Annotated in this window: 20 protein-coding genes and 1 pseudogene; 13 read left to right on the top strand and 8 right to left on the bottom strand. The window is 41.6% G+C overall.

The features are described 5' to 3' along the window. Positions 1–244: 244 nt before the first annotated feature. Both MICAI_RS14985 and MICAI_RS14980 read right to left on the bottom strand, forming a co-directional pair. Positions 245–1,759 (bottom strand): energy transducer TonB, encoded by a 1,515-nt coding sequence (locus MICAI_RS14985; RefSeq protein ID WP_008203537.1) that lies wholly within the window; start codon positions 1,757–1,759, stop codon positions 245–247. A 165-nt stretch (positions 1,760–1,924) separates the two neighbouring features. Continuing rightward, positions 1,925–2,584 carry a hypothetical protein gene (locus tag MICAI_RS14980; RefSeq protein ID WP_008203534.1) on the bottom strand — a complete coding sequence of 220 codons (660 nt, stop codon included), beginning with the start codon at positions 2,582–2,584 and terminating at the stop codon, positions 1,925–1,927. A gap of 476 nt (positions 2,585–3,060) precedes the next feature. Between MICAI_RS14980 and MICAI_RS14975 the strand changes: the two genes are divergently transcribed. After that, entirely contained in the window at positions 3,061–3,273 is a 213-nt protein-coding gene (locus tag MICAI_RS14975) for a chlorophyll a/b-binding protein (protein WP_002756687.1), read from the top strand. A 58-nt stretch (positions 3,274–3,331) separates the two neighbouring features. Here the strand turns inward: MICAI_RS14975 and dapF are convergent, their stop codons facing one another. Further along, complete coding sequence (dapF, locus tag MICAI_RS14970; RefSeq protein WP_008203531.1) at positions 3,332–4,177, bottom strand: diaminopimelate epimerase; 846 nt, start codon at positions 4,175–4,177, stop codon at positions 3,332–3,334. Positions 4,178–4,238: 61 nt separating this feature from the next. Between dapF and MICAI_RS14965 the strand changes: the two genes are divergently transcribed. From MICAI_RS14965 to MICAI_RS14950, 4 genes and pseudogenes are all read left to right on the top strand, one after another. Then, positions 4,239–4,451, top strand: coding sequence for an Hfq-related RNA-binding protein (locus MICAI_RS14965; protein WP_002733331.1), 213 nt, complete (start codon positions 4,239–4,241; stop codon positions 4,449–4,451). 360 nt (positions 4,452–4,811) lie between these two features. Next, positions 4,812–5,060, top strand: a pseudogene (locus tag MICAI_RS14960) (glycosyltransferase); the annotation flags it as partial. A 101-nt stretch (positions 5,061–5,161) separates the two neighbouring features. Next, on the top strand, positions 5,162–5,617 hold the full coding sequence (locus tag MICAI_RS14955; protein WP_008203524.1) for a GtrA family protein: 456 nt from the start codon (positions 5,162–5,164) through the stop codon (positions 5,615–5,617). 642 nt (positions 5,618–6,259) lie between these two features. Further along, positions 6,260–7,426, top strand: coding sequence for a hypothetical protein (locus tag MICAI_RS14950; RefSeq protein WP_008203522.1), 1,167 nt, complete (start codon positions 6,260–6,262; stop codon positions 7,424–7,426). Between the two features lie 38 nt (positions 7,427–7,464). Here MICAI_RS14950 and MICAI_RS14945 read toward each other — a convergent pair whose 3' ends face one another. After that, entirely contained in the window at positions 7,465–9,045 is a 1,581-nt protein-coding gene (locus tag MICAI_RS14945; protein ID WP_008203520.1) for a hypothetical protein, read from the bottom strand. Between the two features lie 278 nt (positions 9,046–9,323). Here MICAI_RS14945 and MICAI_RS14940 point away from each other — a divergent pair, with 278 nt between their 5' ends. The 6 genes from MICAI_RS14940 to MICAI_RS24060 all read left to right on the top strand — a co-directional run bounded on the left by MICAI_RS14940 (position 9,324) and on the right by MICAI_RS24060 (position 13,360). Then, positions 9,324–10,496: a glycosyltransferase family 2 protein gene (locus MICAI_RS14940; RefSeq protein WP_008203518.1), complete on the top strand. Its 1,173-nt coding sequence runs from the start codon at positions 9,324–9,326 to the stop codon at positions 10,494–10,496. Between the two features lie 201 nt (positions 10,497–10,697). After that, the gene (locus tag MICAI_RS14935; protein ID WP_369751914.1) at positions 10,698–11,183 is read left to right on the top strand and encodes an ISAs1 family transposase; all 486 of its coding nucleotides are present in this window, start codon (positions 10,698–10,700) and stop codon (positions 11,181–11,183) included. Then, entirely contained in the window at positions 11,167–11,364 is a 198-nt protein-coding gene (locus MICAI_RS26500; RefSeq protein ID WP_008203514.1) for a hypothetical protein, read from the top strand. The genes MICAI_RS14935 and MICAI_RS26500 overlap by 17 nt, the downstream gene beginning before the upstream one ends. A gap of 133 nt (positions 11,365–11,497) precedes the next feature. Further along, a complete protein-coding gene (locus MICAI_RS14930) occupies positions 11,498–12,199 on the top strand; it encodes a hypothetical protein (protein WP_002756702.1) in 702 nt (233 codons plus the stop codon). Positions 12,200–12,530: 331 nt separating this feature from the next. Then, entirely contained in the window at positions 12,531–13,028 is a 498-nt protein-coding gene (locus tag MICAI_RS14925) for a hypothetical protein (RefSeq protein ID WP_149989055.1), read from the top strand. A 167-nt stretch (positions 13,029–13,195) separates the two neighbouring features. Next, positions 13,196–13,360, top strand: coding sequence for a cupin domain-containing protein (locus tag MICAI_RS24060; RefSeq protein WP_232306205.1), 165 nt, complete (start codon positions 13,196–13,198; stop codon positions 13,358–13,360). Positions 13,361–13,446: 86 nt separating this feature from the next. On the opposite strand, the gene MICAI_RS14920 is transcribed toward MICAI_RS24060, so the two are convergent. From MICAI_RS14920 to MICAI_RS14905, 4 genes are all read right to left on the bottom strand, one after another. Beyond that, entirely contained in the window at positions 13,447–14,367 is a 921-nt protein-coding gene (locus tag MICAI_RS14920) for a hypothetical protein (RefSeq protein WP_008203506.1), read from the bottom strand. A gap of 76 nt (positions 14,368–14,443) precedes the next feature. Next, positions 14,444–15,247: a type 1 glutamine amidotransferase gene (locus tag MICAI_RS14915; protein WP_008203505.1), complete on the bottom strand. Its 804-nt coding sequence runs from the start codon at positions 15,245–15,247 to the stop codon at positions 14,444–14,446. Positions 15,248–15,383: 136 nt separating this feature from the next. Further along, the gene (locus MICAI_RS14910; protein ID WP_008203504.1) at positions 15,384–16,721 is read right to left on the bottom strand and encodes a Mur ligase family protein; all 1,338 of its coding nucleotides are present in this window, start codon (positions 16,719–16,721) and stop codon (positions 15,384–15,386) included. Positions 16,722–16,823: 102 nt separating this feature from the next. Beyond that, positions 16,824–17,801: an FkbM family methyltransferase gene (locus MICAI_RS14905; RefSeq protein WP_008203503.1), complete on the bottom strand. Its 978-nt coding sequence runs from the start codon at positions 17,799–17,801 to the stop codon at positions 16,824–16,826. Positions 17,802–18,117: 316 nt separating this feature from the next. Here MICAI_RS14905 and MICAI_RS14900 point away from each other — a divergent pair, with 316 nt between their 5' ends. Beyond that, the gene (locus MICAI_RS14900) at positions 18,118–19,308 is read left to right on the top strand and encodes an HhoA/HhoB/HtrA family serine endopeptidase (protein ID WP_008203502.1); all 1,191 of its coding nucleotides are present in this window, start codon (positions 18,118–18,120) and stop codon (positions 19,306–19,308) included. A 76-nt stretch (positions 19,309–19,384) separates the two neighbouring features. Then, on the top strand, positions 19,385–20,533 hold the full coding sequence (gene lptC, locus MICAI_RS14895) for an LPS export ABC transporter periplasmic protein LptC (protein ID WP_008203501.1): 1,149 nt from the start codon (positions 19,385–19,387) through the stop codon (positions 20,531–20,533). Positions 20,534–20,566: the final 33 nt, after the last annotated feature.

The raw sequence follows: 20,566 nt of genomic DNA, 5'->3' as shown, positions 1-20,566 counted from the left end.
TTAACCGAGTCTTGAAAGCCTTGTGCTACAAAGGTTTGAAATGTTAAGAAAGATGTGACTAAAGGACAGCTTATTAAGGGGGGACTAAGGGGGGATCGAATTATTGACTAGGAAGATGAGAGTTTTTTTCAGTAATCAGTGAACTTAAAACTCACATCTGATAACTGATAACTGATAACTGATAACTGATAACTGATAACTGATAACTGATAACTGATAACTGATAACTGATAACTGAAAAGGCCTAACTTTCTGGTTCAGTTTTAGCTTCCGCCGGCGGACCGGGGGGCAAAGCTTCCTCGCCCAGGGGTTGAGGATTTTGGCTAGTGGGGGGACTGGCGGGGGAAACCTCCGGCTGATTGAGAGCGGGGGTTTGAGAAGAAGTTTCTGGGGCTTTTTCCTCGATTATTGCTTCTTTGGGCGGTTCTGGCTGGGTTTGGACTGGATTTGGCCCTGTGGTTGCGGGGGGGTTGACGTTATCCGGTTGGGGGCTAACGGCGGGTTGCGGGGTTTGATTGGGACGAAGCGGGGTTTCAATTGCCGGCGTTACGGGGGGGGAGTTACGGGTATTGAGGTTACTACCCTCTGGTTTTGGGGGATTAGCGATCGCACCTCGGCACACTTCCGGGTTAGGGGCAAAACTGACTCGCACCTGATAGATTCTCGACTCACCACTGGGATTATTAAAGCGAGTTAAGCGCACTTCCCTAGCCCCCTGTTGATTGAAAATCGGGAAGCCGGCACTTTTAATTAACTGGGGTTCACTGCTGAGGCGGCCTTGACCATCCACCGTCACGCCATAAACCGCCGTCCCCGCTAATTGACGGGAACAAGCCGTGGCGGGATAGTTACCAGTCAAATTGACGGTAGTTATGCCTCCGCTGCCCTGATTGGGCTGATTTAGTTCATTTAAGGCGTTAGGATTGGTTTTTTGGACTCTGGCCAGCCAATCCACCTGATTTCTCATGGCCTCCTCGTTACTGGTATTGCTTTTGTCCGCCTCTAGGGAGCGCAAACGTTCCCGCATTTCCCACATTAATTGTTGACGACGCTGTTCGTCGAGGGGCGATTGACCATTCGGCTCCGACGTGCGGGCCAAGGAATTGTTTAATTGTTGCTGCGCCTGTTGCGATGCACTAAGAGGCGAATTTCGCAATCTATCTAAAGTTAGATTATCTTGGTAGGGATCGAAGTCAGGCCGCACCTGCTGGTTATTAGTCTCCCTAGGTAGATTATTATTGTCCGGCAGGGGAGGAACAGCAGGAGGACCAGGTAAACTGGGGGTAGAAGTGGGAAAATTGCGAGGAATCGGTAATCTACCCGGGGAGGGGATAGATGCCACCGGAGGAGAATAGATATTGACAGAGGGTAAAGAGGAGAGGGGAGGTAAAGCAGGTAAGGAAGGTAAGGGGGGAAGGGAAGAAACCGCGGGTAAAGGAGGTAAGGTGCTGTTATGGATGCCGTCCATGGAGGGGAGAGGCGGCAAAGAGGAAGAGGAGGAATTAAGGTTAGGCAGTTCCGGTAAGCTGGACAGGGAGGGGTCAAGACTGGGAAGACGTGACTGCTCTAGAGGGTTCAATTCAATCAGATTGACGTTGCGTAATTCCTTTTTTGGCTCCTGCGCTGGATTATTGAGGAAATTAGGTAAGATAATCGCTAAAATTAGGCCATGAATACCAAGAGAAGCGGCGAACGAGAGATTATTAGAGTTAATTAGTTTATTTTCTTCGGTTTCTAGACCAAAATAGGAGGATGTCATAATGCTAGTTAATTGAGCAGAGCCTTGAGGGGAAAAGTTAACTCTATTCTAATCGTCAAGGCGATTTTTTTTTCTTGGGGCGGGGAATTAATTGCTGTCAGTACCCCACCACCCCACACCCCACACCCCACACCCTGCCCCTAGGAAAAACTTTTTCAGCCAACCCTACTTAGACTGGGAGCGAGCCACAGCTTTTAATTTGGGATATAATTCCGAAGGGTCTAACAAAGGGATAAACTCATCGATTACCGGCTTAAAATTAGCCGAAAAATTCTCCCTAGTTCCATGGCTGTTAGGCGATTTAGGCACTGATTCTAATTCAGGGAATTTGGGCGTTTCTGGGGTTAACTGCGAGAATAATTCCTCCACATCACTCATCCCTTTACGAGGATCATCAAAAAGAGAAGCTTCTAAGTTTAGTAAAGAATCTTTACCCGTGACTTCCGCTTGTGACTCTGGATAAGGCCGCTCAAGGGTGGGGGAAGGTATATTGACCTGTTCCTGTTTAGGGATAACTGCTGTTTTTTTGCCATTTAACTGGGAATCTGGCAAGTTTTTACAAACCAAGCGCTCGAATTCCCCCGTAAAATGAAAGGTAGGATGGCCGCGGCGCCGCCAAATTTTGAGGATTTCCTCCACCGAAATGACTTTGTAACGTCCCTGATAGAGTGCCTCTAAAATTGCCATGCGAATCCAATTTAGCGAATAGGTGGGCAACCAGCGCTCGATTAATTCTTGCGCTTTATATCCTCTCATTTCAAATCGATATTGGTTGAGTATAGTCGCTATCTGCATGAGGTTGATCTCTGGGTTAATCTCTGCCATGGAATTTACAAAAACAGTGAGCGCGATCGTTACGGCTACTAGGCACTCCGTATCTTAAGATTTTATTCGGGTTTTTCCTAGCGGTTTTCCCCTATTCTCCCCACACTTACCCTTTCTAGTATCTTCGCTCAAGGTTAGTTAACTCCCTAACGTCGGGTTCGCTTTTGGTGGCAATTTATCCCCCGCTAACCCCTACGCGGTTTAACGGCACTCCTCTGGCGGCCTTAAGATAGTTTTTGTCTTTCCCTTGATTGGGCGATCAAGCTTACACCTCTTTGCTACCATAATCTGAGTAATTTGTCAAGGAAAAAGCAAAATTTCGTCAATAAACCCAGATAAGGTAGAACTACAGCACTACCCTGACAGCCTACCCGATCGAGGTTTTCTGAGTCCCCAAAAATTTTTTGTTAAAATTTGCAACATAACTTAACAATGTGTTACACTTCTTAACACAAGCATACAAAAGGAGCCTCCCCATGACTGCCCGCGGCTACACCACCGAAGAACAAGGAAGACTGAATAATTTTGCTGTCGAACCGAAAATGTACGTTGATAGTTCTAGCAGTCTCGGTTTTACCAAAAACGCTGAAAAATTGAATGGCAGACTAGCCATGATTGGCTTTGTCTCTCTTTTGGCCATTGAATTGTTAACCGGTAAAGGAATTATTGCTTGGATTACCAGTCTCTAAGAATCAACAATCCCGTCGCGCTGTTCGGGGAGTTCAGTCCCCGTCCTAGCGGGTTGGTTTAGACCAAGTAAATGCCCTCAAAAACAGCTTTAGCAGGACCTGTCATGTAAACCCGGTTATCGGTTTGCGACCAGTGAATCTGAAGACAACCACCGGGGAGTTCCACGGTACAACGGCGATCGCATTTGCCCGTTAATAGGGCAGCCACCACCACAGCACAAGCACCGGTACCGCAAGCGAGAGTAATTCCCGCTCCTCTTTCCCAGACACGCATCTTCATATAATCTGGCGCGATTACCTCCACAAACTCCACATTAGTCCGTTGGGGAAAAACCGGATGATGCTCAAATTTGGGTCCGATAGTTTCTAGGGGAATAGAGGCCAGATCATCCACAAAAGTGACACAGTGGGGATTACCCATACTAACGCAAGTAACTAACCAATCTTTGCCCTCCACCTCTAGGGGAACCGCGAGGATTTTTTCAGACCCCTCGACTAAAGTGGTGGGGATTTCACTGGCTAGTAATTGCGGCGGTCCCATATCAACCGTTACCTGTTCATTGGCTTCTAAACGAGGAATAATCGTTCCTGCTAGAGTATGAATACGATAGGTGCGGCCAATGGCGTTGTTAGCCTCTAAACGGGCGATAAATTGGGCTAGACAGCGAATACCGTTACCACACATTTCCGGTTCCGAACCATCAGAGTTGAAAATTCTCATGGTGTAGTCGGTTACTGCTTGGCCAGGAAGCGCAAAAATCACGCCATCGGCGCCGATACCAAAATGTCGATCGCACATAGCCACGGCCATTTCTGGTGTGATCAGGGGTTCGGGACTGTGACGGTTATCTATCAAAATAAAATCATTGCCCAGGCCTTGATATTTGGTGAAGGGGATTTTCATCGTCAATAAAAGCTACTCAACAGGAATAATAGAGGATAAACACCTCATCGATAAACTCATTATGTCTCAATTCGATCCTGGTCTGCCGAGTATTAAACAAGTACAGAGCTATATTCAAGAGAAACGGGAAGTAGAAATTAAGTTAAGCACCGATGATCTCCTCGTTGGTCGCATCCTTTGGCAAGATGCTAACTGTCTATACCTAGTCGATCACTACGATAAACCCACTTTAATTTGGCAACAGTCTCTAGTTTATTTAAGACCTAAAGCCTAGGGGGAAATTGGCGATATTTGGCTGTGGGATGCGTCCCGGACGCATCAAAAATTCAGTGCCAAGCAGATAGCTTTTGAGCAAATGTAGCGTCAGTTCGGGTTAAGGAGATTTGGCCGTGAATTCTAGCAAATAATTAGGTGGGATGGCGAGGATAGCATCAGAATTTCAGTTGCTGGAAAATTTGGGTTAAATTGCCCAATAAAGAAGGTCAGAGAATCCAGCAGAGCGATCGCCATCTAATTTCAGATATGGATTGCCGCTCAGAGGAAAAAGAATAAGCAGATTGTCTGCTAACAATTTGGGACATTGCTGTACATAACCTGTTATACTCTTGGGCAAAACGAATCCACCGCGATTATTATGCTGGAAAATCAGGTCATGGCAGATGCCGCCTCTAAGGAGCAGATACCTACTTTAGAATTATCGATCGTCATGCCCTGTCTCAACGAGGCGGAAACCTTGGCCACCTGTATCGGCAAAGCACGAGATTATCTGGAACGACACAAAATTGCGGGAGAGGTGCTAATCGCCGATAATGGCAGTAGCGATGGTTCCCAGGAAATTGCCACTAATTCCGGGGCGCGGGTGGTTCCTATCCCAGAAAGGGGACTATGATCATGAGGGATTTGAATATGTGAGGACAGTTTATCTCTATTCGATATAGTGGTTACTATCGTGTAACCCAAGTTATTGCCAAAGTAATCTAAATTATGATTAATCTACTTCAAAAGAGTTTTTACAAATTTTGTTCTTTACTATCTAGTCAACAATTTCGACGATTTTTTATTTTTGGTTTAACTTGTAATATTATTTATACTGTTTCCATATATTTATTAACTGAAAAAATCAAATTTCATTACATTGCTTCGGTAGTTGTTGCTCTAATTTATACAAGTTTTATTGGGTTTTGCCTAAATAAGTTTTATACTTTTAATACAAGTACAAAAACCTTTTTTCCAGAATTGATAAAGTACTATAATGTCATGTTTTCTGGCTTATTAATTAACGTGGCTTGGATGTTTATTTTGGTAGAAGTATTTAAACTATGGTACATGGCATCGGTAGTAATTGTGAGTGCAGGTTTAATGTTTTATAATTTTTTCTTGCACAAACACTGGAGTTTTCGTGGTTTAAATAAGCATAGAAAAGACAACAATAGCAGATAGTTTTCCTCTTTATTAGTAGATCAATTTCGACGTTGTTAACTTAGTTAAGTGCAGTAAAGATTATGGCAAAAAAACAATTATTGACGAGAATATTTTCCGAAGATATAAACAAATTATTCTTTGCTTGTGGGATTTTATCAATGATCATTATCAAGTTTTTTTTAATCAGAAACAGTGAAGTTGTTGGTCATCCAAGAGATTCCTTGCTCTATACGTTAATGGCAGATGAGAATATTTGGTTTCCTACTAATAAAGCTAAGGCAATAATCGATTATATGCCAGGATATCCGATATTTATAATGTTTTCTAATTTTCTTAACTTTTCTCTAAGAATTAGTCATGAGATTTTTTATATCATCTCTAATATTTTATTAGTTTTTAGTTTTAGATTACTAAAAATTCCTCGATATATTTGCTTAGTTATTTTTGCAGTTTTAACTTTTCATATAACAACTTTTCTGTGGTTCAATAAGTACCTAAGCAAAATTAATTACACATATCTAACCACCTCTTGCCTCCTGCTTTTTGCCTCTTGCCTATCTTCACTAGGAAATTAATTTTGCACGACTACTTACTATTTTAACTGAAACAATAGCCATTAGCTCATATCATATCCTTTTGGCTTTAACTGTCATAACTGTTATGTCAGAAAATTTAGCCAGGAAACTAATATTTTCCGTTCTTGGCGGATTGTGTTTAGGAATAATATTCATTACCCGTCCAGAACAGATGGTGTTCTTGCTGAGTTACCTAGTTGTTTTTGTGATTCTTGTATTAAGGAATAGAATGAATATAGCAAGAGCTATTCGAGAAGCTTTGCCGATTTGTATTATTCCCATTGCTATAAGTTTATTAATTACCACAGTTTTTACTTTATTAAATGCCTTTTTTCTAGAATTACCAGCATTATCCATTAGTGGCTCATCGGCTTTCAAAGAAACTTTTTCCCAGATTCAGAGTATAGATGATGGTCAAAATATAGATGATTTTGAGTTTGTCAATATAAATCGCCAACAATTAAAAATGGCTTATCAAGTGAGTCCAACATTGAATCAAGTCAAACCTCTAATCGAAGAAGAATTGGCTGAGAGAATCACTAGACAGGGGGGAAAAGATACTAATATAGAAGTAACAATTGATTGGGTGTCCTGGTCAACAATAGAAGCAATTAGAAGAAGCAATTTAACAGAAGATAGGAGTATGTATCAAGTTTTTACTCAAATTAATTCTGAACTGCAAGAGGCATTTAACGATAAAAGAATTAACCAGAAAACTTTCTCTTTTAATGATATAGATATAGGATTTTGGCTAAACAAATTTCCTCATTCATTAACTGAAATGAGTGGATATTTATTTTTGCCACGAGTCAGTAGTAAGAAATTCTTACAAAATACGGATGATCCTCGAGTAACCCCTGAAATGAGATCAATATTTAATCGAGTGGCACATCGTCGAACTTATCTAGTTAATCAACGAGATTTAAATAAAGACCTTATTTTCTATTTAAACCGGATCACTCCTTTAATTCAGATCATCAATATTCTTGGAATGTTATCTTTTGTAATATTGTTCGTCTATTACTTGGTTAAACCTATTCACTCCCAACTTCTTAATCAATACATATTGATTATTTCTTTGGCCTTATCTATAATTTTACTGCGCTTATTTTTGTATATTGCAATTGATCTGGCATTTTTCCCTGCACCCTCACGTTATTTATTCCCCACTAATCCATTGCTATCCGCACTGTCAATTCTAAACTTATATGTTACAACTAAACTTTTAAGTTCATTTCGATTTTCACCTTGATATAGCTAAGGTTTATGGCTGTGAAACCAAGATAAACTTCAATTTTTCATTTTCAGTATCTTTTTTGACAGCAAGTTAAAAACGACAAATATATTGAGTAAGGATAATCCAGAGAACAATGGCATACTGGGAAATAGATAACGCATCGGAATTTCCCAAGCAGAGGCATCAAGTAAACTATAGAGAAGAAGACGAGCAATTTGAGTTAAAAGAATCAAGAAAACTATAATTATGTAGGTAGATAGAAACAGTGATTTGGCTTGATAAACACAGGAATAAATTAGGAGGATTACAAAGGAAATAATTCCCAGCACATTGAGAACATATACGAGATAATTTAAGATTTTGACTTTAGTAAATATTTTAGAATTAGGATTGTGGTTGTTGATCAAAGCGGCTCGGCGATTAGCGGTTGCATTAAATAATGCTACACTGGCTTTGGGATCATCCTTAGCAATAATATTTTCTACTTCAGACATAGGGGGGAATATAAACCAATTTACCACCTTAATAAATGAACTCTTGACGTGGGGCAACCAAACCCCTATGTTAGGATCTAAATAACCTAATAGTAAAGGTTTACTAGGTAAAGTTTTCTCCTGAAAGGCCTTTTCTAGTTCCTTATTAACTTCTGTGAATACCTGATAAACACTCTGAGATTTTCGATCTGATGATACCTCGCGAGCTGCATAAATTAACAACCAGGTATTGTAACTTTGCATCATTTCTTCTTTGGGTAAGAAAGGCTTCATTTTTTTCAAAGTTGGGCTAACTTCATAAGCAGCGGCTAATTGTGCCTGCGTAAAAGTAATATATCTTTGAGGAGTACCCACATCTATTTTCATCAGTTTTGTGTACATTCCTTTATAACTGGGAGAATCGAATAAACTGACTCCAGACACACCAAAATTGACTTTGTTTAAGACCGTGCAGGAGAAATTAACTAGACAGAAAAGCAGAAAGGGAATTAAACAGTAATAAACTATTTTCTCGATCTTTTGATTTCTGGAAATTCGATAACCTGTGATCCAAGTAATTAGACCGAAGCCGAGAAAGTATAGATAGAATACCTCTCTTTCTGGTCTAGTAATGGCAATCATTCCTAGAATCAAACCCGATAGACAGGAATAAACAAGTTTACTCGATCTTTTCCTAGAAATTAATAATAATATTGTCACTCCCACTAGAAAATTGAATAAAGAAATTACCGATGATTCACTCCTGGCATCATTGAAAAACCTAAAAGTCAATGGATAAAAAACCATGACACCAAATACACCAAGACAAATCAATTTAGGAATTTTCAAAAATCCCAGGCAATAAACTAAAAATCCTGTGGAAAGTATATAAAAAATATCGTGAAATATTCTCAAAGGAATCCCAGATAAATTAACTAACCAGACAAAGATAGAATAACCGGGAGGATGACCTAAGGCCCCGATACCTACTTTATCCGACCAAATATTGAATGCAGCTCTCGCCAGATAGCTTTCTGGATCGGAACCGATAGCGACAATTTCATACTTTCTGGTTAAATAAAATTTAATAATTATTATCAGGACAAATCCTAATCCAATAAGAAAGTTAAAAATTTGCGTACGTCGACTTAATTTATTCATAATTTTCTCATCCCTCAACACTTTCTGATAGTTCTTAGCTCTCTGAGTTTTTTTTTGAATAGGTAAAGTGTATCCTATGATACTATACAAATCGTTGTGAATTCACCAACAAGTAGATAGATAGGAAGTCTCCCTTATCGGTTAAGATTCATCAAACTAAGAATTAAAAAGACAAGCCAATCAATTAAGGCAGCACTATTGAGCAATCAAAAATCTGTTGTCACAAATGTCAATAATCCTGTTATACTTTTGGGCAAAACGAATCCACCGCGATTATTATGCTGGAAAATCAGGTCATGGCAGATGCCGCCTCTAAGGAGCAGATACCTACTCTAGAATTATCGATCATCATGCCCTGTCTCAACGAGGCGGAAACCCTGGCCACCTGTATCGGCAAAGCGCGAGATTATCTCGAACAACACAAAATTGCGGGAGAGGTGCTAATCGCCGATAATGGCAGTAGCGATGGTTCCCAAGAAATTGCCACTAATTCCGGGGCGCGGGTGGTTCCTATCCCGGAAAGGGGTTATGGTAGCGCCCTGCGGGGAGGTATCGCCGCCGCCAAAGGTCAATACATTATTATGGGGGATGCCGATGATAGCTATGACTTTACCAATCTCTCGCCTTTCCTAGAAAAATTGCGACAGGGTTACGATTTGGTGATGGGCAATCGTTTTCAGGGGGGAATTCAACCTGGGGCGATGCCAGTATTGCATAAGTATCTGGGCAATCCTGTCTTGACTTGGTTAGGACGGTTATTTTTTGGCAGCCCCTGTGGTGATTTTCACTGTGGATTGCGCGGGTTTAGTAAACGGGCGATCGAACAATTGAACCTACGCACCACTGGCATGGAATTCGCCAGCGAGATGGTGGTGAAAGCATCCCTCTACGGTCTGAAAATTACCGAAGTACCAACCACTTTATCCCCTGACGGTCGTAGTCGTCCCCCCCACCTAAAAACTTGGCGCGATGGCTGGCGACATCTCCGATTTCTCTTAATGTATAGTCCTCGCTGGTTGTTTCTCTACCCCGGACTGGCTTTAATGTTTCTGGGATTTGTGGCGACGATTTGGTTTATTCCTCAACCGAAAGTTCACACCCTTCTCTATTCAGCTACAGCTTTGATTATTGGCTTTCAAATCGTCAGTTTTGCCGTCTTCACAAAAGCTTTTGCTATCAGCGAAGGTTTATTACCAGAAGACCGAAAATTAAGACGATTTTTGCGTTATATTAATTTGGAGGTGGGGTTAATCATTGGTGTAATTTTATTTTTACTAGGTATAGGCGGTTCGGTGTATGCTTTATATACTTGGAATGCTCGACTTTATGGGGCTTTAGATCCAGCCGTGACCATGCGGATTGTCATTCCTTCCGTAACCGCCCTGGCTTTGGGAGTACAGGTGGTTTTTTCCAGTTTCTTTTTAAGTGTTTTGGGATTGAAACGAAGATAAAAATAATTGTAACCGATTGTTATCGGCTTTATTGCTTCTAAACTTATATGTTACCCTTCAACTTTTATACTCAAAAATACCAAGAAATAGACAATCATCCTAGTTCTTATGGTATCCGTATTAAACAGGGTAAGCTCATCTAATTTAGCAGTTAAGTAGGTAGGCACAATTATTTGTAGGATGGGTTAGCGGTAGCGTAACATAATCGGGCGTTGGGTTTCATGCTTCAACCCAACCTACGTTCATTTTATATTTAATTCCACCCACCTACTTAATCATATTCAAGCCAAAAAAGCTGACTACGTTGTCGCCCTTAAAGCTAATCATCCGACTCTTTATACTCAGGTCAAAAACTGGTTTGAGCAAGCTCAAGCACATCAATTTGATGGTATTCAATTTAGTTATGATTACCATCTGGAAAAAGGTCATCATCGCCTCGAAAAACGTTGGTGTTGGGCTGTACCCTTAGAAGCTTTCGGCGGTCTTTATCAACAGGCTCAATGGCAAGGAATTCAAAGTATTATCATGGTTAAACGAGTTCGTCATCCTGGTCATAAAACCACTTGTGAAGTCCAATTTTCTCTCAGTTCTCTCCCTGCTGATGCTCAAAAAATAGGTAATGCTATTCGTAAACATTGGGGCATTGAAAATCAGGCTCATTGGATTTTAGATGTTACTTTTAATTAAGATAAATGTCGGATTCGCTCTGGTCACAGCCCTCGTAATGGGAGCCTTCTTGAGACGAGTAGCACTTAACGCTCTTAACCAAGAATCGACTTACCGACGTAGTCTGGCACAAAAAAGTCAACGGGCGGCCATGGATAATAACTATATGATGGCTGTGCTGAAAGCCTTTTGTCAAGCCTAATTGAGATGCTCTTACCCTGGGTGATTCTGGCAAGAGCATTTGTTCGCTTGACTTGCTGTTCTTACTTATTATACTATAACAGTCCTTGGGCTATCAATTTTTCGAGATACCCAACTATGTAAACAAATATATTATGAATCAAGGCATTGACTATTTTAATCGTGGACATTGGTTAACAGGGATTCAAGAACGCTTAAGTGTAGAAGCTCGCCGTAAGATGTTTGATTTAGCTATGAACAAACTCGATTTACGGGCAGGAGAAAGTATTATTGATATTGGTTCTACTCCAGATGTGGAGAGGATAGACAGTAACTGTATGATTCCCTGGTTTCATGAAGCAGGGTTAACTGTCGCCCTCTCTTCCCCAGAAGACATTTCTTCCCTGAGCCAAGTGTTTCCTTTTGCCAAAATTTTAAGCCCCAATGGATTTCATCGCCCAATTCTTGCTAAGGAGTGTGAGTTTGATGTAGCCACCTCTAGCGCAGTTTTAGAACATTGTGGTTCGACTCATTTACAGGTTGAACATATTCGAGAGTGTGCCAGAGTTGCTAGTAAAATATTCTTAACTACACCCAATCGTTGGCATTGGCTAGAATTTCATACTAAACTTCCCCTAATCCATTGGTTACCAAAATCTTGGCATCGGTTTCTATTAAATATAGTCGGTTTATCCTTCTGGGCTAAGGAAGATAATTTAAACCTACTGGGTAGAGCCGAATTATTAAACTTAGCTAAACAAGCTTTAGGAGACAATTTCAGTATTAGAGTCGAAACCATCTGGGCGCTGGGAATGCCTTCCAATTTAGTATTATTAGCTAGACGTATTAATGACTAATACAGGGTAAGCGCATCTTAACAATCCTTGACAAAATGAACTTTATGTGAGTTGCTTACCCAGAGGTACATTCAGGCATATTTGAGGAGAATTTGCCATCTCAATTGTTAAGCAAAAATCGACCCAATGTTAAGATTTTGTAACTATTCTGATTGACTGGTATCACTTGAAATGCCCACAAAGCAAGCAGATCACAAAATTGGCTAATTGTCAATAGCGTTTGAGATGCGCTCACCCTGGTATTAAATGTAAAATACTTGGATAAAACTTAAGGGTAGTTATGCACACAAAGAACTTGTATTTTTTAGATTTAACTCCTCTAAGAGAATTGATGCTTTCCAGAACCTTCTGGTTCAGTCTCAGCATCGTATTCTCTATTTTGTACAGTATCTTATTCTTACAAATCGCTTTCGGTAGCGAGTACAGTATTCAGGATGACGCACGCCGTAGTATCGTTTGGATGATGCGCTTCTCCGATTCAGGGCTTTTTCCCGATGATTTCCTGATGAACTATTATCAATGGGCGACTCCTTCGGCCTTAGCAAGTCTTTATAAATTGATGTCAATGGTGGGGATAAACGCCATAGTTTTTAATAAGCTCCTACCGATCGCCCTAGGTTTAATATCTACCATTTATTGCTATCGAGTCTCCCTACAAATTCTGCCCGTACCTTTGGCTGGATTTATCTCTACACTATTTCTCAATCAAAATCTGTGGTTAAAAGATGATTTAGGTTCCGGTACTCCGAGGGGCTTTTTAAACCCTCTTTTCTGGCCTTTATCTATTACTTACTTCGCTCTTTCACGATTCCTTGTTTACTCTCTTTAATTTTACTGGCTTTCGAGACTGCTTAGAACCCTATAACTTGTTATTCTATGAAAAACTTCGCCAAAGATATATCGACTTGATCGAGGCCCAATATAGTCCCGATCTGACTGCCGTGCAGAAATTTATCCAGAAAAATAACATTCGTTGAAGGTACCTGGAAGGATGAATTGGGTAGTTATCCAGTAGGCAGTTGGCTAAGATACCCCCCCAATTGCCCCTACAGTCCTTCCTCAACAACAGGTTGTCTCATTTACGTTAAAACCTATCCTGTTACTGATACAACCGCCAGATTTGTGGTCGGTGATGATTTCCAATATCCTCAAGCAATCTGAAGCAACCATCTATGGGATTGAGGGTAGGACGTAGAGCCAAAAAAGACAGGCAGAGAGCCTGTCTAGAAAACCAAACAAATTACCTATCAGTTGGCCAAAAATAGGGAGTTTTTTGCGTCAAATTTCCAAGCAATACCATCGGGATCTCTGATGCGACTCCAATCGGCGAATTCTGTTTCGGATTTATTTTTCTTGTTTCTACCCAAAACGGCTGGGGTAACTCCTAAACGTTTAGCCAAATCCGCCAAACTCATCGATGAGATGGTTTCAGATACAGAGGTTAGTGATTCTTCCCTAACTTCTGCTTCTGACTGGAACAAAGAACTGGCAGAACTGTTCAAACTAGGATTAATTATCTCCTCCGGTTCTTGAATTACCGTTTCTTGAACAGCGATTGCTGCGGTATTTTCTTCCTCTTTTTCCTCAAATAATTTACCTAAATTAGTCAGAGGTTGGGAGGAGGAAATAACAGGAACCTCCGGGACAGAATTTTCGCTTTTCTCGGCCACAATCAGGGGGGATTTAGCCTCCTGCGATGGCTCTAAATTGGTCAGAGGGGATCTCGAGGCAGTAATCGCAGGAACTTGTTTTTCCTCTATTTCTTCTAAAGAGGGGTCACTCTCATCAAAAATACTACCCAGGGTACTGGCGGTGATAAAGTAATAGGCCATACCCTTATCGCCTACAGCTTTTTTTTGCGCTCCAAATTCCTCAGCTTTTCTGTCTAAAAATTGTCTGGCTAATTTGGCCGTGAGATTGGCTTTTGCCGATAGGTCAATCGGGGTGAGACAACCTTGATTGTCCTGTAAAAGTTGATTGAAATAGGGGTTAATCACCGTCGATAATTTTGACCAGCGATAGTCTTGCCACACCTTGACTGCCAGAGTTAAGAGGAAGACAAGTAGGATCAATGGCCAAGCGGTAAAAACAAGGATGATTAGCACCGCTAGGGGGATGATGATGACGAGAAACCCCGCCGTTTGACGATCGATAATTTTTCCAGTCATAATTTCATAAGCTGCCAGAATTAAAATTCTTAATGGCTAGTTTGACTATCTCCTGCCATAAGTGTATATGACCAGTTTAGGCTTTATTGGTCACGCCGGTTAGTTCTAGTCGTTCAAACATGGCAAATCTTGCTTTCAGGGCCAGAGAATCATCAAGTTTTGTTAAAAAAATCGGTTTTTGATACTTTTGTTCTAAAGCTTTTTGGATTAACCAATCGGCTAAAAAGGGATTTTTGGGTAGTAGGGGACCGTGGGCATAGGTAGCGATCGCATTGTGGTAAAATGCTCCTTCATAACCGTCCTCTCCGTTATTTCCGTAGCCAGTAATCACCTTTCCTAAAGGAGAAACGGTCTGTAAATAGGTACGACCCCCGTGATTTTCAAAGCCAATTACTAGCGGTTTTTCCCCTGTCATAGCTTTAATTTCCTCCGCTAAGGGAGAGGCAGTAATTTCAAAAACCACGTTACCGATACAGCGTTTTGCATTGGGACCAGGATGTTTACTTACTAGGTCTAATAATCCTAATCCTTCGATTCTTTGACCGAAAGCTGGTTCGTAATAATGCCCTAATAATTGTGGGGAACCACAGGTAAAAACCCCCGGTATTCCTGCCGATAATTGTTCTTTCATCGCCGCCGCTTTTTTACCCTGTAAATCGCGCATAACGATCTCCTGTTGCCGATCCTGCGCCCCACCCCCAACAATTATATCTACTTGATAAAATGTCTCGGCTTCTGTTTGAGCATCTAGGGGAATAATTGTCACAGCAATATCACGCCATTGACATCTTCTTTGGATAGTAATAACATTACCTCGATCGCCGTAGGTACTCATTAAGGTCGGATATAACCAGCCGATTTTTAGTTCTAGTTCTTGCATAATTTTTTAGTGGATTAGGAAATGGGGAAATGGGGAAATGGGGGAATGGGGAAATGGGGAAATGGGGAAATGGGGGAATTCAACTAACACCCTAACACCCCAACACCTAACACCAATCTTCACTCTTTTCTAATTTCTACAAAATCTTTCGACCTGTGAGAATCTCTCTTACTTCTAACATAGCAGAATAGGTGGGTAAAATATGTAAAGTTTCCTCATTTTTGGTGTTCTTAAGGGCAATTTGGATCGCTTTTTTCAGATCGGATTCAACAACTAAATTAACGGGATAAGCGAGACTATCCTGACTATATTGTAAGCGCAAAGCCATGTCATAAAGTCGATCACCTGTTACCACTAAAGTTGTTCCCAAACGGGTTAATTTTTCCGTATCCACATCCCAAATCCAAGAAACATCCGTCCCGTCGGGGATGCGATCATTGAGAACTAAGAGAGTAGTAGAAGACTTTTCTTTCTGTAAAATATCAGCCACTGCGCGAATTGTTTCATTCATACCCACGGGATTTTTGGACAGTAAAATTCTAACTTTTTTACCCTCAATTTCTAATTCTTCCGCTCGACCAAAAGCCGCTTTAAAACCCTGAACTGTCTCAAAAATTTCTCGATCTTTAATCCCCAATTCCTGGGCTACTAAACCCGCCGCCAAAGTATTATATTTATTATAAACACCGATTAATATCTGCGGCCAATCGTGACTATGAAAAGCAGGACTACTCTTTTTAAAGCCACAACTAGGACAACTAAAATCCCCTAAATGGGAGAGATAAACCCCGCGATAATCCAAAGAAGCACCACATTTAGGACAGTAAATAGAATCGACGGCGTGGGGAATTTCTTCTAGATATAATTCTGGCTCACTTAAGCCAAAATATACAACTCTTTGGGGCAGTTGTTGACCCAAATGGGAAAGAGTCGGATCATCAGCATTGAGAATCACTAAAGTATCGGTGGGCAGGGGAGATATAGCCCCTTGCCAACGGCGACTAATCGTATCCACTTCCCCATAGCGATCGAGTTGATCGCGAAACAAATTTAGAGCTAAAATAGCGCGAGGACGACAATCTTTTAAAACCAAAGGGAGAATATTTTCATCTACTTCTAAAATGGCATAATCAGCCTTTAAAGTGCCGAATAAATTGGCATCGGCCAATAAAGCAGTGATTAAACCATTAATTAAATTCGCCCCAGTTGTATTATGGGTGACTTTTGCCCCCTGACGCTCTAGAATAGTTCTTAGGAGTAGGGAAGTGGTAGTTTTTCCATTCGTGCCAACCACCAAGATTACCCCCCCTCGGACTTGCCCACAAAGTAGCGGCAACAAACGGGGATGGAGACGACGGGCAATTTCCCCCGGCAAGACGCTGGCAGCCCCTAAACGGAGTCCTTTAACCACAGCAGTAACGGTTTTAGCCACCGCTACGGCTATCCCTAAACGGATACGATCAAACAATTGCATGAACTGAGATTCTCATAGCTGTTTCGTGATTTTACCCCTAAAAGAAGACCAGTAAACGGGGTAAGTTCCCTAATTAGTCTCCCAGTGGGGGTAAATCTCAGTTTATTCTGGCTTTTTTTCTCCCCTAACAAGTTTTTTAATTGTAGTTCTGATCGGAAATTTTCTGCGTAATTCACTATAAGTAATTGTTGATTTTTCCTCAATCATAAACAGGAAAGCTTCTTGTGTAGAATTGTATTTTTGAGGATAGCGAGGACTGCTAGGGTGAATGGCGATTAAATTATAAAAACAAGAACCTTGGTTAAGAGAATGGAGGCGACGTAGATCGCTAGTGAGAAAAGGCGCAGGAGCGAAATAACGAAAGAAATGGTAGCCAATTTCTGCTAAAAATTCTTGCAATTGCTCAATTTTAAATCCATATTTTTCGTAATGGGGTGAACAAACTTCAATATATAACATGGGGTGATACTGTTTTAAGGTCTTCCTAGCTCCCTGAAGAACTTTAATCTCCATTCCTTCCACATCTATTTTAATAAAATCACATTGTTTCAGATGCAAATTATTTTCTATCCAAAAATCTAAGGTTGTGGAAGTAAATAGTTCTCCCTCCACCTCTGATGATTCAATAAAGCGGGTAGCTCCCATGTTTTTAGGGGCTTTTTTTATAGAAAAATTTTTTTGAGTATCACTAATAACATCAGTTTGTACTTGTACTAAATGTGAAACATTATTCAATCGCAGGTTTTCCAAGAGAATTTGATGAGTTTCTGGACAAGGCTCAAAGGCAAATACCCGTCCTTCAGGGGATGATAAACGGGCTGCCAAAGTTGAAAAAGTGCCAATATTGGCACCAATATCAAAGCAAACATCCCCTGGATGAATCATTTTATCGTCGATTCCAGGATAAGCACTCTCAAAATTTTGCAGATTTTCTAATAAGTTAGCCATCTTCTGATCGAGACAATAAAATTTACCTTCAGGTGTATTAACCAGCCTCAAATTATCATTCATAAACTCAGCCTTGAAATATTTGAAACCATCATATTCCGCTTCGATAATTTTGTCAATATTTAAAGCCAATAGATTTCTATGAAATGTAGCACCTGAGTTAAGTTTTAGCTACTTGATTACAGGGAAGTATTCTTACAGCGGTTATCTTAGTAGTAGAGTGCGAAATTTTCTTTTTGGGGAGTCAGCAGACCGGAGAGCGGAGACGATGCCAAGTATACGTTACACTTTACCTTTATGAGAAACGCTTCATCACAGTGATTGCCACTGCCATCAAATACAAAAAGCCTTTATCTGCCCCGGCGGTTCGTCTTTGAAAAAGACAGCCTATAATATAGGTAAGTTTGGGGCCGATTCTACCGCACACCACATTTTAGGGCTAGAGCTTATGGGTTTATTGACAAGATTGGGGATTTCACTGGGATTACTCGCCCTAGGTGGTACTGTGGGTGTGCTAGGAAATCAGTATTTAAGCAGAAAAGCACCCCTAGAGGTAAATAAACCGCCGGCAATCCTCCCCGCTTCCCTCTCTCTCCCTGTTATTCCCCAAACCGACGGCAATGTTAATTTTATCGCCCAGGCCGTGCAGAAAGTCGGGCCGGCGGTGGTGCGGATTGACTCGGCCCGGGAAGTGGCCGACCAAATTCCCGAAGAATTTAAACAGCCCTTTTTTCGGCGCTTTTTTGGTAATGAAGTGCCGATTCCCAAGGAGCATTTAGAACGAGGAACCGGTTCTGGGTTTATTGTTAGTACAGATGGACTGCTTTTAACTAATGCCCATGTGGTGGAAGGGACAACCCAAGTAAAAGTGACTTTGAAAAACGGTCAAATCTATCAGGGTAAAGTTCTGGGGGTTGACAATATGACCGATGTGGCCTTGGTGAAAATTGAGGCGGAAAATTTACCGACGGTGACTTTTGGCAAGGCCGAAACTTTAATCCCAGGGGAGTGGGCGATCGCAATTGGCAATCCCCTAGGCTTAGATAATACGGTGACAGTGGGCATTATTAGCGCCCTAGGACGCACTAGCAGCGAAGTGGGGGTTCCCGATAAACGGGTTCGTTTTATCCAAACCGATGCCGCTATTAACCCCGGCAATTCCGGCGGCCCGTTGCTAAACGCCAAGGGGGAAGTTATCGGCATTAATACGGCAATTCGGGCCGATGCCCAGGGTTTAGGGTTTGCCATTCCCATCGAAACCGCCCAAAAAGTGGCGGGACAGCTATCTAGCAAGGGTAAAGCGGAACATCCCTACATCGGTATCCACATGGTGACGCTAACCCCAGAATTACGGCAGCAATTGAACGAAACTAAAGAATTAAACTTTAATATTGACCAAAATGAAGGGGTAATCGTCCTGCGAGTGGTGGAAAATTCCCCCGCCCAAAAAGCCGGGATGCAAGCGGGTGATATTATCGAAACTGTGGCAGGAAACCCCGTTAAAACCGCCGCCGATGTGCAGCAAGGTGTAGAAACCAGTGCGATCGGTGGTAATCTGGAAATCGAGATTAACCGCAGGGGTAAACAACAAACTCTCACCGTTCAACCGGGGGTTTTTCCCAGCAAAACTAGCGATTAAACTACTTTCAACCGGTCAAGGGGGGACCCCTTACCCTACACTGGGAGGAGAGAGAATAGCAGCGGAGCGATCAAAATTGAGGCAGCGGTTACACTTAAAACTATCAATTGGGCGCGGGGCTGCCCTCCTCATCGGTTTGCTGGGATTAACGGCCTGTCAACCCCCCGATCCGCCGACAATTTCGCCGACAGAATCGCCTAAAATCGAGGAAACTGGCCGCTTAATTCTCAATAATGCCACCTTAGAACAGGCTAACCCCTCGGGACAACCCCTCTGGAAAATTCAAGTCAAAAAAGCTACCTACACCCAAGACCAAAAAATTGCCCGTCTGGAAAATATCAAGGGTAATATCTATCAAGAGGGGAAAGTAGTTTTACAGGTTAGTGCTGACCGCGGTGAAGTTTACAAGGAAGGCCAGGAAATTCTCCTCAAAGATAATATTGTGGCTGTAGATCCCCGCAATAAGGCCATTATTAACGCGCCGGAATTGCGTTGGCTACCCAAGGAAGGTATTTTAATCTCCCCCAAAGGGATCAAAGGTAGTCATCTACAACTAGAAGCTAAGGCCCGCCAAGGACGCTACGACACGCGCCAAGAAAAACTAGAATTACAAGGTCAAGTGGTGGCTACCGCCAAGGAATCCCGTGTCGTCCTGCAAACCGAGCGCCTGTACTGGGAAATTCCGCAACAGGTCATTAGTACCGATCAAAAAGTCGCTTTTGATCGCTATATTAATAAAACTATTATCGATCGCCTGACTGCTATCGGCGGTCGTTGGGAAAGAAAAAATAATCAGGTTATCCTGCAAGAAAACCTCGAATATCGCTCTTTAGAACCACCTTTACAGATTTCTGGTTCTCAGGCAATTTGGAACTATCAAAATCGTAGCCTAACTTCCGATCGCCCCACGGAAATTTTTCAATATCAAGATCAAATTACTATTACTGGTAATCGTGTGGTGGTGGAATTAGGCAATCGCATCGCTTATCTCAAGGATGGGGTTAAGGGAATTAATCAGAAAACTGGGGCGCAATTGTATAGTCAGATTTTAACTTGGAAAATGTCGGAAAAAATTGTCGAGGCCGAGGGGAATATTATCTATGAACAACAGGAACCAAAATTTAATCTCACCGGCGATAAAGCGATCGGCACTTTAGAAGATAATAACATTGTTGTTACCAGTAGTTCCCCCGATCGAGTTGTCACCGAGATTTATCCCCGTTAACATGGAAAACTGGCCAAAAAAAACTCTCCCCAG

The organism is Microcystis sp. T1-4, assembly GCF_000297435.1.
Taxonomy (GTDB): Bacteria; Cyanobacteriota; Cyanobacteriia; order Cyanobacteriales; family Microcystaceae; genus Microcystis.
This window is presented reverse-complemented; position numbering and strand designations above follow the sequence as displayed.